This is a genomic window from Streptomyces sp. WMMC940 (genome assembly GCF_027460265.1).
Taxonomy (GTDB): Bacteria; Actinomycetota; Actinomycetes; order Streptomycetales; family Streptomycetaceae; genus Streptomyces.
Genome location: NZ_JAPZBC010000001.1, coordinates 6639319 through 6652478, shown reverse-complemented (window position 1 = coordinate 6652478; position 13160 = coordinate 6639319). Strand labels below are relative to the sequence as shown.

Sequence of the window (13160 nt, the reverse complement as noted above, 5' to 3'; positions counted from 1 at the left end):
CGTTCAGGAGGCGCGGCGCCGGCCGTCGTGCCGGATCTCCAGGTCTCCCGAGTCGCCGAAGGTCAGCCGGCAGGTGTCGGCACGGTAGGTCGCGACCGACGCGATGGCCGTGCGGCGCTCCGAGAAGTAGCGGGTGGTGACGACGAGCACCGGCGCGCCGGGAAGGCGGTCCAGTTCCCTGGCGTCGTCGGCGCGTGCCGAGCCGAGCTCGACGGCTCGGTCCTGGCCCTCGAGGGTCAGACGGTGCAGCTCACGCAGCACCCCGCGGGCACGGGTCGCACCGGAGGGGGCGTCGATCCCGGAGAGATCGGGCACGGAGGCGCCCGGGACGTAGAGGAGTTCGGCGGCCACCGGCTGACCGTGCGAGACGAGGAGCCTGCGCACGATGTGCACGGATTCGTCGCTCTCCGTGTCGAGTACCCGCGCGACGGCGGCGGGCGGCACGGCCAGGGTGCAGTCGACGGCCTGCCAGGCATCTCCGGCGGCACCGGGCCAGTCGTTCGGTGAGGTGGAGACGTCCACCCCCACGCGGGGCGGGGCGACGGTGGTACCGACACCGCGGCGGCGCTGCAGCCTGCCTTCCAGCTCCAACTGCTCGAGAGCCTGACGGAGGGTGGCCCGCGCGACGCCGAACCGGGCGGCGAGTTCACGTTCGTTGGGCAGGATCTCCCCGACCGCGAAGTCGGAGTCGAGTGCCTCGCCGATCACGGTCTTCAGGTGCCAGTACTTCGGTTCCGGCACCGATTCCAGCTGCGTGGTCCCCACCCTGTCCTCCGCAATCGCCGTGACCCCGGCGGCTTTCCGCGCCCTTGTTTATTAAAGGTTCCTGCACTATCTCTGCGACCATAGGGCGGCCCACCCCCTTGGTCAAGACCAATCCTGGGCCGGTTACACAGGGGAATCGACACTTGCCGCAGAGCGTTCACGCGACGTTTCTCGCCCTGGGAGGACGCACACGGCATCGCCCCGGCCGCACGGCCGAGGTGACGGCACGGGAGGCCACCGCCGTCACCCACCGCGGCGGGCACCGCGCGTCGAGTGCCGCGGGGCTACGCGGTGAGCGCGGTGAGCTTGTCGGGGTTGCGGACGATGTAGACGCACTGGATGCGTCCGTCCCTGACCTCGATCTGGACGACGGTCTGCGGCTTCCCCTCGGCCAGCACCAGCAGGCCCGGGGCGCCGTTGAGTTCGAGGATGCGGAACTCTGCGCCGGGGACGGACCGCTGGGCCACGGCGAACAGGAAGCGCCCCACCTTGTCGGCGGACTCCAGGACGCGCAGCGGGGCCTTCGCCTTCCCGCCGCTGTCGCCGACGAGCCGGACGTCGGGGGCGAGCAGGCCGAGCAGCGCCCCGGGGTCGCCGCCGGACGCCGCGGCGAGGAACCGTTCGGTCAGATCGCGGCGCTCGGCCGGGTCCACGTCGTACCGCGGCTTGCGCTCGTCGACATGGCGACGGGCGCGCCCCGCGAGCTGCCGTACGGCCGCCTCGCTGCGGTCGAGGGTCGTGGCGATCTCGCGGTAGGGGAAGCCGAAGGCCTCCCTCAGCACGAAGACCGCGCGCTCCAGGGGCGACAGCGACTCCAGCACCACGAGCACGGCGAGCGAGACGGATTCCGTCAGCTCGGCTCGCTCGGCGGAATCGGGGACGATGGCCCCGGAACGGGTGGCGATGGGCTCGGGCAGCCATGGCCCCACATAGGCCTCACGGCGCGACTGGGCCTGCCGCAGCCGGTCGATGGCGAGCCGGGTGGTGACGCGCACGAGGTACCCGCGGGGCTCGCGGACGTCGGAGCGGTCCGCCGCGGACCACCGCAGCCATGCCTCCTGGACGACGTCCTCGGCGTCGGTGAAGCGGCCGAGCATGCGGTAGGCCACTCCCGTCAGCACGGAGCGGTGGGTCTCGAAGACGTCGGTCGCCGTATCGCCTGCCACATGCTCATCCCAGCCCACGGCACCGGTGTTGTCCAGGCGATTCCCGTGCGTCGCCGGCCACATCCGCGGCCGCCGCGAGCGATCGCGGGCGGCGGTCCGGCGCCGGACGACGGAGCGGAGAGGCACCGCCTCGGCACCAACGCCTCTGTCCCGGCCTCACGTTGAGACGCATCCCTGCGCCCTACCCTCTTGCCCCGGGTCCTACTGGGCGGTAATTGTTGCTGACAACGCGTATATGAAGTCACCGTCAGGAGCGGCAGCATGGTCTCGAAGGTCTCTTTCACGGTCGACGCCCCCGGCGGACCCCACACGCTGTCGGTGTCGTACGAGCGTCTCGGCACAGGTGAACCGCTCCTGCTCCTGCACGGCATCGGTCACCACTGGCAGGCGTGGGAGCCGGTCCTGCCGCTGCTCGCACCGGAACGCGACGTGATCGCGGTCGACCTCCCCGGCTTCGGCACGTCCCCGGCCCTGCCGCACGGCATGTCGTACCACCTCTCCACGGTCGTCCCCGTGCTCGGCGCCCTCTGCGAGTCGCTCGGCGTCGAGCGGCCCCATGTCGCCGGCAACTCGCTCGGCGGGCTGCTCGCGCTGGAACTCGGCCGGGAGAAGCTCGTACGGTCGGTCACCGCCCTCTCGCCCGCCGGGTTCTGGACGGAGGGCGAGCGCCGCTACGCCTTCGGCACGCTGCTCGCCATGCGCCGCGGTGCCCGGCTGGTGCCCGAGCCCATGCTGGACCGGCTGTCCCGCACCGCCGCCGGACGGGCGGCGCTGACCAGCACCATCTACGCCCGCCCCGGGCGCCGTTCACCGCAGGCGGTCGTGGCCGAGACCCTGGCCCTGCGCGGCGCCGCCGGTTTCCGTGAGACGCTCGATGCCGGCCGCCGGGTACGTTTCACCTCCGACGTGCCCGATGTCCCCGTCACGGTCGCCTGGGGCGCCCGGGACCGGCTGCTGCTGCGCCGCCAGGGCATCAGGGCCAAGCAGGCCATCCCCGGTGCACGGCTCGTCCGCCTGCCCGGCTGCGGACATGTGCCGATGAACGACGATCCCGCCCTCGTCGCACGCGTCATCCTCGACGGGAGCCGCTGACCTGCCGGGGGCAGGCGAGGCCCGCCGCCCCGCGGACATGCCCGCGCCGAGGTCCACCCCGCCGCGGACCAGGGCACTGCCCACGGGCCTCTCCCGTACCGCATGTTCCGGGCCGACGAGGGGGCGGTGAGCGAGGCGGGACCGGGACGCGGCCGGAGAACAAGGTGACCCGCTCGGCGCCGACCGCCGCACGGCCTCGCACCGGCAGACGAAGCCGATCACCGTGAGGGCGGCGGCCGGCCCCGGCGGGGCCGCGAACTCGGCGGCCGAAGGTGCGGGGCGGCGGCATCGCACCGCAGTGTGAACCGCCCCGGGGTCGACGGAGAGACCGAAGACCCGGAAGGATGCCGATCATCTCTCCTCCCCCCGCGAGTACCCCGACGAACCGCACGAGCGTGCGACGCGGCCTGCGATCGGGGCCCGCGAGGACCCCGTCGGCAGGGCCGGTGCGATCGAGCGCGATACCGAACGTCTCGAACACGAGGCCATCCACTACCTCACGACCGAACCCCCTGCGTCACTCCAGTGGACCGGCCGACCCGGTCTCCCCCCGGACCCAGGGCTTGACGGAGTGGGATCCGCACGACTGTCAGGACCCGCGCTCAGGAGCGAGTGCGCCGCATCGTCACGACGGGACGGCCCGGCACGCGTGCGAGGCGCGGCTGCTCAGCCCATCCCGTTCAGCGCCGCGTATCCGAGTTGTTCAAGGAGCAGTGCGCTCTCACGGGGCGCGTCGGTGGCCGCTGTGATCACCTGCTTGGCCACCCAAGCCGCCGTCGGCGGGTGCGCGGCCATCTCCGCGGCGATCTCCAGCGCCCGATCCAGGCACGCTGCGCCCGGCTGGGTGACCTCGCTCAGCAGACCCCAGGCGTGTGCCTCAGCGGCGTCCATCCGTCGGCACCGCAGCACCAGATCGCGTGTCCGCGCCGGTCCCACGGCCCGGACCAGCCGTGTCACGCCGCCTGAACTGGGCAGGATGCCGATCCCCACTTCCGGCAGCCCGAACGCGGCTGTCGAGTCAGCGACCCGGATGTCGGCGGCCAGGGCGAGTTCCAGGCCCCCTCCGAGGCAGTAGCCGGAGATCGCGGCGACCGTCGGCTGGCGAAGGGCGGCGAACTTCTCGTACACGGTGCCGGTCGAGCGGTAATACGCGGCGATGCTCTCCGGGGTCATCGCCTGGAGTTCGGTGGTGTCGGCGCCACTGGAGAAGACGCTTGGCCCTCCGGTCACCACCACGGCGCGGCTGTTGGCCACCTGCTCCCCGCCCAAGACATTCAGCAGGGCCGCTTCCATGTGCGTGGAGAGGGCGTTCAGCTTGGCCTCGCGGCGAAGCGTCAGCACGGCGATCTCACCGTGCAGCAGGGCTTCGACGGTGCCCTGACGGGACGCCTCGCGGGTTTCGCCCCGGTCCGGTTCGGCCTCGGGGCGGGCGTCGGGATTCATCGTTACTCCCCGGTTCGTGGTCGAGAGCGAGCGGATCGGCGTTCGTGGATGAGCGTGCGTTCGGGCATGTCGGAACAGTCAGGGCACCTCGTTCGCGTCCTCGCACGAGCGGGGAGGCGCCACGCGCCGGGGGGCCGGGTGCCCGGCGCCCCAGGCGTCTGCACCGCCGTCGACGACGACGGTGGTACCCGTGACGTACGACGCCGCGGGAGAGGCGAGGAAGGCGATGACGCCGGAGATGTCCTCCGGGCGGCCGAACCGCCCCAGCGGCACCGATCGTTCCCAGCTCCGCAGGTCGGCCTCGGGGTAGTTCTCGGCGAGACCTTCGGTGGCGATGGTGCCGGGCGCAACGCACACGGAGCGGATCCCGTAGCGACTCCACTCCTGACTGAGGCCGGCGGCGAGATTCTCCACCGCCGCCCGCGCCGCCGCCGCGTGGGCGAAGCCGGGGATGCCCCGACGCGGTGAGAAGGCGATGAAGAAGACCACACCGGAACGCTGGGGGATCATCGCCCGTCGGGCCACTTCTCGGGTCACCGCCCAGGCGGCGTCCACGGAGAGCCGGTGCACGGCCCGCCAGCCCTTGGGGCTGATCTCCTCCGCGGGGGCGGAGAACTGTCCCCCCGCGTTGTTGACGAGGACGTCGATGCGCCCGTACGTCTCCAGGGCCCGGCTGACCACTTCGGTGACCTGCTCTTCCTGCCGGATGTCCGCAGGTACCGCCAAGCAGGAACCGCCGAGGTCGGCCACGGCCTGCCGGGTCTCCTCCAGAGGACCGGCGCGGCGGCCGCAGATGACGACACCCGCTCCGGCAGCCGCAAGGTCCAGCGCGGTGGCCCGGCCGATACCGGTGCCGCCACCGGTCACCAGAGCCACTGTGCCGGTGTGGACGCCTGGGCGGAGTACACGCCCGGGCGCAGGTTCCGGACAGGGAGATGCCGGATGTGAGGTGCTCCGCACGGACCCTCCTGTTCGAGCCCCACGATGCTGATTGATTAATCAGTTAGTCGGACTCGGCGGGTCGGTGTCAAGTGCTCCATCCCGTCGCGAACTCGCCGCCCCGGGTCCGGGGTGGCGAGTTCGCGAAGCCGGCAGAAGACGCCGCGAGTCTTGACAAGCGGCGACGCGAACCGGTTTCCTGACTGATCAGTTAGTCAATCCTCGAAGGTGTGGCCCAAGGTCGGCGCGGCAGGCTCCGGAGGGCCGAGAGTAGGGGTGAACACGGTGCGAACGACCCTGCCCGGGACCGACTACCATGACCCGGCGATATTCGAACTCGACCGAGAGACCGTATTCTTCAGGTCCTGGATCTGCGTGGGCCGCACCGAGGATCTCCTCGAGGTGGGGCAGTGGATCACGGCCGACGTCGTAGGCGAGAGCGTCCTCATAGCGCGCGGCCGAGACGACGCGCTCCGGGCCTTCTACAACGTGTGCCGCCACAGGGGATCCCAGCTGTGCGACGGAGCCTCCGGCCGTGTGAGGTCTGCCTTCAGTTGTCCCTACCATGCTTGGAGCTACACGCTCGACGGAAAACTGCGGGGCACCCCGAACGTTGACCGCACCGAAGTCGTACGCGAGGACTACGGCCTCTTGCCGGTCCACATCGACACCTGGAACGGGTTCGTCTTCGTCAATCTCGACAGAGGCTCACCAGCGCCCCTCCGCTCGGAACTGGCCAAGAGCAATGGAGTCCTCGATCTCGAGCGGTTCGACATGGCCGCCCTCCGGAGAGGATTCCGTACGACGCATGAAGTCCAGGCCAACTGGAAGATCCTGATTTCCAATTACAACGAGTGCCTCCACTGCCCCACCGTGCACCCGGAACTGGTGGACCTGGTGCCGGCCTTTCGTTCGGGGTCCGTCTTCGAAGAAGGAAGAGGCGATGGAGGCGTTTCCCTGGCCGCCGGGAGGAACAGTGTTGCTGATGAGCCGGACTCGAAGCTCCTTTTGATCCCGGGCATGACCGAAGAAACGGCTACTTCGTACTACGGCGCCCTCGTGTTCCCGGCGATGTTTCTGGACGTCAGTGGATGCGAAGCCATCGCCAGCATGATCCAGCCAACCGGCCCCACGAGCAGCAGAATCGTGACGGACTATCTGTTCCATCCCGACAGTGTGAGCAGCGAGGACTTTGACCCCGGCCCCGTGGTCAGGTTCAACGAGTTGGTGGCGCAGCAGGACAACGCGGTGTGTGAGCGTGCCCAGAAAGGCGTCATGTCGAGGGCTTTTACACACGGCATCTACCCTGAGAAGGATGCGGAGGTATATGAGTTCGACCTTCGCTACAGGCAACTTCGCGACGACATCGACGTTGCGCCGCGTTGAAATTCCGACCGGTGCCGCACGGCACCGGACTCGCCCCGGGAAGAATCGCGACCGATCTGGCAATCGTGCTCGCCGACGGCGGCGAGGCCATCACGACCTGGCCGTACTGCGCCATCAGCACGGGGTGTTCGACCCGATGGCCTCCACTGCGACCGCCTGGCGGCTGCCGGCCGACGTCCTGCAACCGCCGCACCCTGCTGCGTGGTTCGCTTGCCGCCTCGACTGCGCTCGCCATGGGTGGCGCGCCCTCTCCCGCCCAGGCCCTGCGGGGCGGGCCGGGCGCCGCGTGGGCGTGGAGACCGGCGATGGGACGGCATCGTCCGGACCCGCGCGGGTCCGGTCGGACCGACCGGCGCGGATGATCGTGGAGACGTCGGCGACCGAGTCGTTCCGCCGTGCGCGCAGACGGCACGGCCCGCTGCTCGGGCAGGGGACCGATGTCACCGCGACGACCGCGCCGCGCCGGCTGCCGGCGGGTGAGCAGATCCACGGCCGGGTGACGCCGGCCGATCCCGATGACCCGCGGCGCCCCGGTGAGCCCGTGCACGCCACGTTCCGCACCGCCCCCGCGGGGCGCCGGGCGGGGTGCGCTTCCTCCGGTCAGGGAACGTCGCCGAGCAGGGCCGGGGCATCGACCCGGACGTCGGCGGGTTCCGCACCTCCGAGGAGATGCGGCGCCTCGACCCCGGCTTCTTCCTGTGCGGCGGTGACACGGTGCACCCGGGCCGCTCGTGCCGAGCGCGAGTTCGGGTGAGAGAGGCCGCGCACACCGTGCCGACCCGGCCGCCGCCTTCCTGCCCGGTCCTCCATCTGGCGCCCGCCCACCGGTCTCGGTGCCGGTGATGCCGCGGACCGGATCGCGGCCGTCGACGCCCTTCTCGTCCTCGCGGCCCGTGTCAACTCGACGCAGGTCGGCTGGGACACGACGTTGCGGAGCTCGTCGCCCTTGGTACGGTCGAGCCGAACCGGCCGCCGGACTCGGCCCGATCGGCCTCCGCGACCGGTGCGTACGCGACGACGTGGTCGGTGCCGGGGCGGCCTTGCCCGGCGTGCCGGACGGCGGCGGTCCACCGCGGGGCACGGGGGAGATGCCCTCCGTGGCAGCCGACCGCGTGGAGCGGCGGGGCCGCCGTGGCGGCGGCCCGTTCCGAGGAGCCCGCCGGCCACCACGAGCCGGCCGCGCGGGGTGGCTCCTCCACGCCGGTCCGCCCGGGCGGGCCCGCCGTTGACCGCCTTGCGTCATCGCCGTGATCCTTCAACGACAGATTCGGGAGAAAGCAGGCCATAACATGCAAGAACCGGCCTTAACCCATCAGTCACAAAGCGTTCGTGATCAGGCAACACCACTCGGTCACAGTGATGGCATGACTGACGTGAACTCCGCGAAGCGCACTCGCCGCCACCACTGGCGGCGGGATCTGGTCGAACTGGCCGCCCTGTTCACCGCCGTCGCCGTGGCGGACGCCATTGCGAACATGATCGCTCACGGCCCCGACGGGCCGTACCTGCTCGTCTTCTCGGCCGTCGCGCTCATCGCCACGGCGGCGTTCCACACCTGGTGGGCACGCCGCCACAGCCATGCGCCTCCGACCGGCGATACCGGCGGTCCCGGAGCCGCCGGCTCCGGGACCGCCGGCACGTTCGGCGCAACCGGCCCGGCCGGCGCCCGAGAACCGGCTCCCCGCGAGACCGCGCTGTGGCGGATGCGGACGACCGTCCGGGACGAGCCGGGCAGTCTCGCCGCCCTGTGCACGGCCCTGGCACGCCACGGGGTGGACATCCTGACGCTGCAGACGCACCCCTTGGCGGAGGGCACGGTCGACGAGTTCCTCCTGCGGGCGCCCGCCGCTCTCCAGACCCAGGAAATCACCCAGGCGGTATCGGCCGCGGGCGGCAGCAGGACCTGGATCGAGCGCGCCGACGCCCACGACCTGGTCGACACCCCCACCCGGCTGCTGGGGCTGGCCACCCGGACCGCCCTGGACGCGGCCGAGCTTCCGCTCGCGCTCCGGCAGTTGCTCGGCCGGTGCACCATCCACTCGCTGCCCGCCGAATCCCTCGGGGGCCGGCCGAACGGTGAACCGGTGCCCGAGGAGGGCGTCCTGGACGAGACGGTGATACGGCTGCGAGACCCGCACGGCGGCACGATCACGGTCGAGCGTGCCTATCTGCCGTTCACCCCGACCGAGTTCGCCCGCGCCCGCGCCCTCGTCGAGCTCGACGCCCGCCTCGGCCCTCGCATCCCGCGCAGTCAGGACGTGCTGACGCTCCCCGAGGGCAACGAGATCACCGTCCGCCGCGCGGACCAGGGCGACGTCGCCGCCGCCCGCGCGATGCACGACCGCTGCTCCGCACGGACGCTGGGGCTGCGCTATCACGGGCCGGTCGGCGACGCGGACCGCTATCTGAACCATCTCCTCAGCCCGAGGTTCGGACGCACCCTCGCAGTGGGGACGGCGTCCGGCGGCATCGTCGCCCTCGGCCATCTGCTCTGGGACGGCGACGAGACGGAGGTCGCGCTGCTCGTCGAGGACGACTGGCAGCGCCGCGGCATCGGCGCCGAGCTGCTGCGCCGGCTGGTGGCGATGGCCGTCGAGGCGGGGTGCGAGAGCGTGTACGCCGTGACGCAGTCGTCCAACACCGGCATGGTCGCGGCCATGCGCGGGCTCGGCCTCCCGCTCGACTACCAGATAGAGGAGGGCACCCTCGTGATCACCGCACGGCTGGGTGCGACTCCGGTGCGCCCGGGACCTCCGCTCGATGCGCCGTGTGCGCTGCCCCAGGAGCGGGAGCGTGCCCCCCAGCGGTCCGAGCGGGGCCGCGCCGAGCGCTGAGCGCCCGGCACAGGTCGGCCCAGAGGTCCTCGACGTCCTCGAGCCCGACCGACATCCGCAGCAGCCGGTCGCTGACGCCCGCGGCACGCCGGTCTCCCTCGGCCACGATCCGGTGGCTGATGGAGGCCGGGTGCTGGATCAGCGTGTCCACGCTGCCGAGGCTGACGGCCGGCGTGATCAACCGGACACCGGCGATCACGTCGCGGGGGTCCCCGTACACCTCGAAGGAGACCATGGCGCCGCCGACCGAGGGGTAGTGGACGCGGGCGACGCGAGGGTCCGCGGCGAGCCGCCGGGCGAGGTCGGCGGCGGTGACCGACGCGGCCCCGGACCCGCACCGGCAGCGTGGACAGCCCCCGGAGCAGCAGATAGCCGGCCATCGGGTGCAGCACCCCGCCGGTCGCGAAGCGCACCTGACGCAGTGCGGCGGCGAACTCCTCGTCGCAGGCGACGACGCCTCCCATCACGTCGCCGTGGCCGCCGAGGTACTTGGTCGCGCTGTGCAGCACGATCCTGGCGCCCTGCTCCGCGGGCCGCTGGAGCACGGGCGTGGCGAAGGTGTTGTCGACGAGCAGCGGGACCGAGCCGCAGGAGTGCGCGAGCGCCGCGATGTCGGCCTCGGCCAGCGTCGGATTGGCGGGGCTCTCGACCATCACGAGTCCCGTGTCGGGACGGATCGCGGCTGCGAGGCCCGCCGGGTCGGTCCAGGTCACCTCGGTACCGAGCAGTCCGCTCTCCAGCAGATGGTCGCTGCAGCCGTACAGCGGCCGGACCGCCACCACATGGCGCAGCCCCGTGGAAGCCCTGACCAGCAGCACCGCGGTGAGGGCGGCCATACCGCTGGCGAAGGCCACCGCGCTGTCCGTGCCCTCGAGACGGGCCAGCGCGGTCTCGAAGCGGGCAGTCGTCGGGTTGTCGAGCCGGGCGTACACGGGCGGACCGTCCAGCCGCCCGCCGGTGGCGGCGAAGGTGTCGATGCGAGCCGCCTCCGCCTCGATGTCGTGCGAGGGGTAGGTGGTGGACAGGTCGATCGGTGCGGCGTGCAGGCCGAGCTCCACGAGATCCTCGCGTCCGGCGTGCACGGCTTCGGTGGCGAGCGCCCGGGTGGGTACGGGGGCGTTCGAGGCGGCGATTCCCATGGCGCGCACTGTGAACAATTACCGGGCGGTAGGGCGATCGCTCCGTGTTACGTTCGGGCCATGGCCGATTCTGTCGCTCTGGACCCGGTCGACCTGCACATACTGCGCATCCTGCAGAACGACGCCCGGACCACCTACCGGGAGGTGGCCGCCGAGGTGGGGGTCGCTCCCTCGACGTGCCTGGACCGGGTGGGCCGGTTGCGCCGCAGCGGGATCATCCTCGGGCACCAGCTACGGCTCGATCCAGCCAAACTCGGCAGGGGGCTCGAGGCACTCCTCATGGTCCAGGTGCGCCCGCACCGCCGGGAACTGATCGGTCCGTTCGTCGAGCGGATCCGGGCCCTGCCGGAGTCACGTGCGCTCTTCCATCTGACCGGGCCCGACGACTATCTGGTGCATGTCGCCGTGACCGACACGGCGGACCTGCAGCGGCTGGTGCTCGACGAGTTCACGTCGCGGCGTGAAGTCGCCCGTGTGGAAACCCGTCTGATCTTCCAGCAGTGGGAGTGCGGCCCCCTCCTCCCACCCGCCCAAGAGCCCCCCGGGCATGCTCATTTGTCAGCCGACTGAGCTGCCGTGAGATCGATCGGTGATGACGCCGGGCCCTGGCCCGTACCAGGATGAGCGCATGCCAGAGACACCGAGCAGCGCGCTGCCCCGCCAGGTCGCCGACGCCTACGTCGACGCACTCATCACCCTCGACCCGATCACCGGTACCTACCTGGGAGTTCCGGAGAGCGCCGGCCGCCTCCCCGACTTCTCCCCGGCCGGCCAGGAGGCCGTGGCCGAACTCGCCCGCGCGACGCTCGTCCGGCTCGACGAGGCGGAGAAGCTTCCCGGCGCCGGCTCGGACGCGGAGCGGCGCTGCGGCCGTCTGCTGCGGGAACGGCTCACCGCCGAACTCGCCGTGCACGACGCCGAGGAGGGCCTGCGCACCGTCAGCAACCTGCGCTCCCCCGCGCACAGCGTGCGCAATGTCTTCACCGTGATGCCGACGGCGTCGAAGGAGGACTGGACGGCGGTCGCGGAGCGTCTGCGGGCCGTCCCGGACGCCCTCGAGGGCTATCGCGCCTCGCTGGCCCTCGGACTGGAGCGCAAGCTCCCCGCCGGTCCGCGCCCCACGGCCGCCTTCATCACACAGCTCGACGAGTGGACGGGCGGGTCGGAAGGGCGCGGCTGGTTCGAGGACTTCGTCGCGGCCGGCCCGGACGAACTGCGGGCCGAGCTCGACAGCGCCGCGGTACTCGCCACCTCGGCCTTCCGTTCGCTCCGCGACTGGATGCACGAGGTGTACGCCCCCGCTGTCGAGGGTTCACCCGACACGGTGGGCCGGGAGCGCTACGCCCGCTGGGTCCGATTCTTCAACGGCACGGAACTCGACCTCGACGAGGCGTACGCGTACGGCTGGGCCGAGTACCACCGGCTGCTCGACGAGATGAGGACCGAGGCGGACAGGATCCTTCCGGGCGCGGGCCCCTGGGAGGCGCTGGCCCACCTCGACGTGCACGGCACCCACATCGAGGGCGTCGAGGAAGTCCGCGAGTGGCTTCAGAAGCTCATGGACGAGGCGATCGACGCGCTGGACGGCACGCACTTCGAACTCGCCGACCGAGTACGGGTGGTGGAGTCCCGGATCGCGCCTCCCGGCAGCGCGGCCGCTCCCTACTACACGGGCCCGTCCGAGGACTTCTCGCGCCCCGGCCGGACCTGGCTGCCGACCATGGGCGAGACCCGCTTCCCGGTGTACGACCTGGTCTCGACCTGGTACCACGAGGGCGTTCCGGGTCATCACCTGCAGATCGCGCAGTGGGTCCACGTCGCCGACCGGCTGTCGCGCTACCAGGCGACCGTCGGCGGGGTGAGCGCCAACGCGGAGGGCTGGGCGCTGTACGCCGAGCGTCTGATGGACGAACTCGGCTTCCTGCCGGACCCCGAGCGCAGGCTCGGCTACCTCGACGCCCAGATGATGCGGGCCTGCCGGGTCATCGTCGACATCGGCATGCACCTGGAACTGGAGATCCCCGGGGAATCGCCGTTCCACCCCGGCGAGCGCTGGACGCCGGAGCTGGCCGAGGAGTTCTTCGGCCGGCACAGCGGGCGGCCCGCCGACTTCGTCGAGAGCGAGCTCACGCGCTATCTCTCCATGCCCGCACAGGCCATCGGATACAAGCTGGGCGAGCGGGCCTGGCTGCTGGGCAGGGAGCGGGCTCGGGCCGCTCACGGGGACGCCTTCGACGCGAAGGCGTGGCACATGGCGGCGCTGTCGCAGGGCCCGCTGGGGCTGGACGACCTGGTGGACGAACTGTCGAAGCTCTGAGGCAGGAGTCCTGTCGCTCTCCCGTGTACGGGCCGCCGGGCGGTCCGCCCGTACGGCGGGGTGCGGACTCGGTGGTGCG

9 protein-coding genes and 2 pseudogenes are annotated in these 13160 nt (G+C 71.6%); 6 read left to right on the top strand and 5 right to left on the bottom strand.

Annotation, left to right across the window (positions count from 1 at the left end):
- Nucleotides 1-3: 3 nt before the first annotated feature.
- The gene (locus O7595_RS29350) at nt 4-765 is read right to left on the bottom strand and encodes a GntR family transcriptional regulator (protein ID WP_269731586.1); all 762 of its coding nucleotides are present in this window, start codon (nt 763-765) and stop codon (nt 4-6) included.
- A gap of 284 nt (nt 766-1049) precedes the next feature.
- Nucleotides 1050-1931, bottom strand: coding sequence for an RNA polymerase sigma-70 factor (locus O7595_RS29345; protein WP_269731585.1), 882 nt, complete (start codon nt 1929-1931; stop codon nt 1050-1052).
- 261 nt (nt 1932-2192) lie between these two features.
- Between O7595_RS29345 and O7595_RS29340 the strand changes: the two genes are divergently transcribed.
- Nucleotides 2193-3023 (top strand): alpha/beta fold hydrolase, encoded by an 831-nt coding sequence (locus O7595_RS29340; protein WP_269731584.1) that lies wholly within the window; start codon nt 2193-2195, stop codon nt 3021-3023.
- Between the two features lie 666 nt (nt 3024-3689).
- On the opposite strand, the gene O7595_RS29335 is transcribed toward O7595_RS29340, so the two are convergent.
- Both O7595_RS29335 and O7595_RS29330 read right to left on the bottom strand, forming a co-directional pair.
- Nucleotides 3690-4466 carry an enoyl-CoA hydratase/isomerase family protein gene (locus O7595_RS29335; protein WP_269731583.1) on the bottom strand — a complete coding sequence of 259 codons (777 nt, stop codon included), beginning with the start codon at nt 4464-4466 and terminating at the stop codon, nt 3690-3692.
- 78 nt (nt 4467-4544) lie between these two features.
- Nucleotides 4545-5333 carry an SDR family oxidoreductase gene (locus tag O7595_RS29330; protein WP_269731582.1) on the bottom strand — a complete coding sequence of 263 codons (789 nt, stop codon included), beginning with the start codon at nt 5331-5333 and terminating at the stop codon, nt 4545-4547.
- 357 nt (nt 5334-5690) lie between these two features.
- On the opposite strand from O7595_RS29330, the gene O7595_RS29325 reads away from it, so the two are divergent.
- The 3 genes and pseudogenes from O7595_RS29325 to O7595_RS29315 all read left to right on the top strand — a co-directional run bounded on the left by O7595_RS29325 (nt 5691) and on the right by O7595_RS29315 (nt 9625).
- Nucleotides 5691-6791, top strand: coding sequence for an aromatic ring-hydroxylating oxygenase subunit alpha (locus O7595_RS29325; RefSeq protein WP_269731581.1), 1101 nt, complete (start codon nt 5691-5693; stop codon nt 6789-6791).
- Between the two features lie 233 nt (nt 6792-7024).
- Nucleotides 7025-7511: pseudogene (locus O7595_RS29320) on the top strand (alkaline phosphatase D family protein); the annotation flags it as partial.
- Nucleotides 7512-8155: 644 nt separating this feature from the next.
- Nucleotides 8156-9625 (top strand): GNAT family N-acetyltransferase, encoded by a 1470-nt coding sequence (locus O7595_RS29315; RefSeq protein ID WP_269731580.1) that lies wholly within the window; start codon nt 8156-8158, stop codon nt 9623-9625.
- Here O7595_RS29315 and O7595_RS29310 read toward each other — a convergent pair.
- Nucleotides 9564-10764: pseudogene (locus O7595_RS29310) on the bottom strand (trans-sulfuration enzyme family protein); the annotation flags it as partial. The gene O7595_RS29315 and the pseudogene O7595_RS29310 overlap by 62 nt on opposite strands.
- A gap of 60 nt (nt 10765-10824) precedes the next feature.
- Between O7595_RS29310 and O7595_RS29305 the strand changes: the two are divergent.
- The gene (locus O7595_RS29305; protein ID WP_138056514.1) at nt 10825-11334 is read left to right on the top strand and encodes an Lrp/AsnC family transcriptional regulator; all 510 of its coding nucleotides are present in this window, start codon (nt 10825-10827) and stop codon (nt 11332-11334) included.
- A gap of 58 nt (nt 11335-11392) precedes the next feature.
- Nucleotides 11393-13081, top strand: a complete 1689-nt coding sequence (locus O7595_RS29300; RefSeq protein ID WP_269731579.1) for a DUF885 domain-containing protein — start codon at nt 11393-11395, stop codon at nt 13079-13081.
- Nucleotides 13082-13160 lie beyond the last annotated feature (79 nt).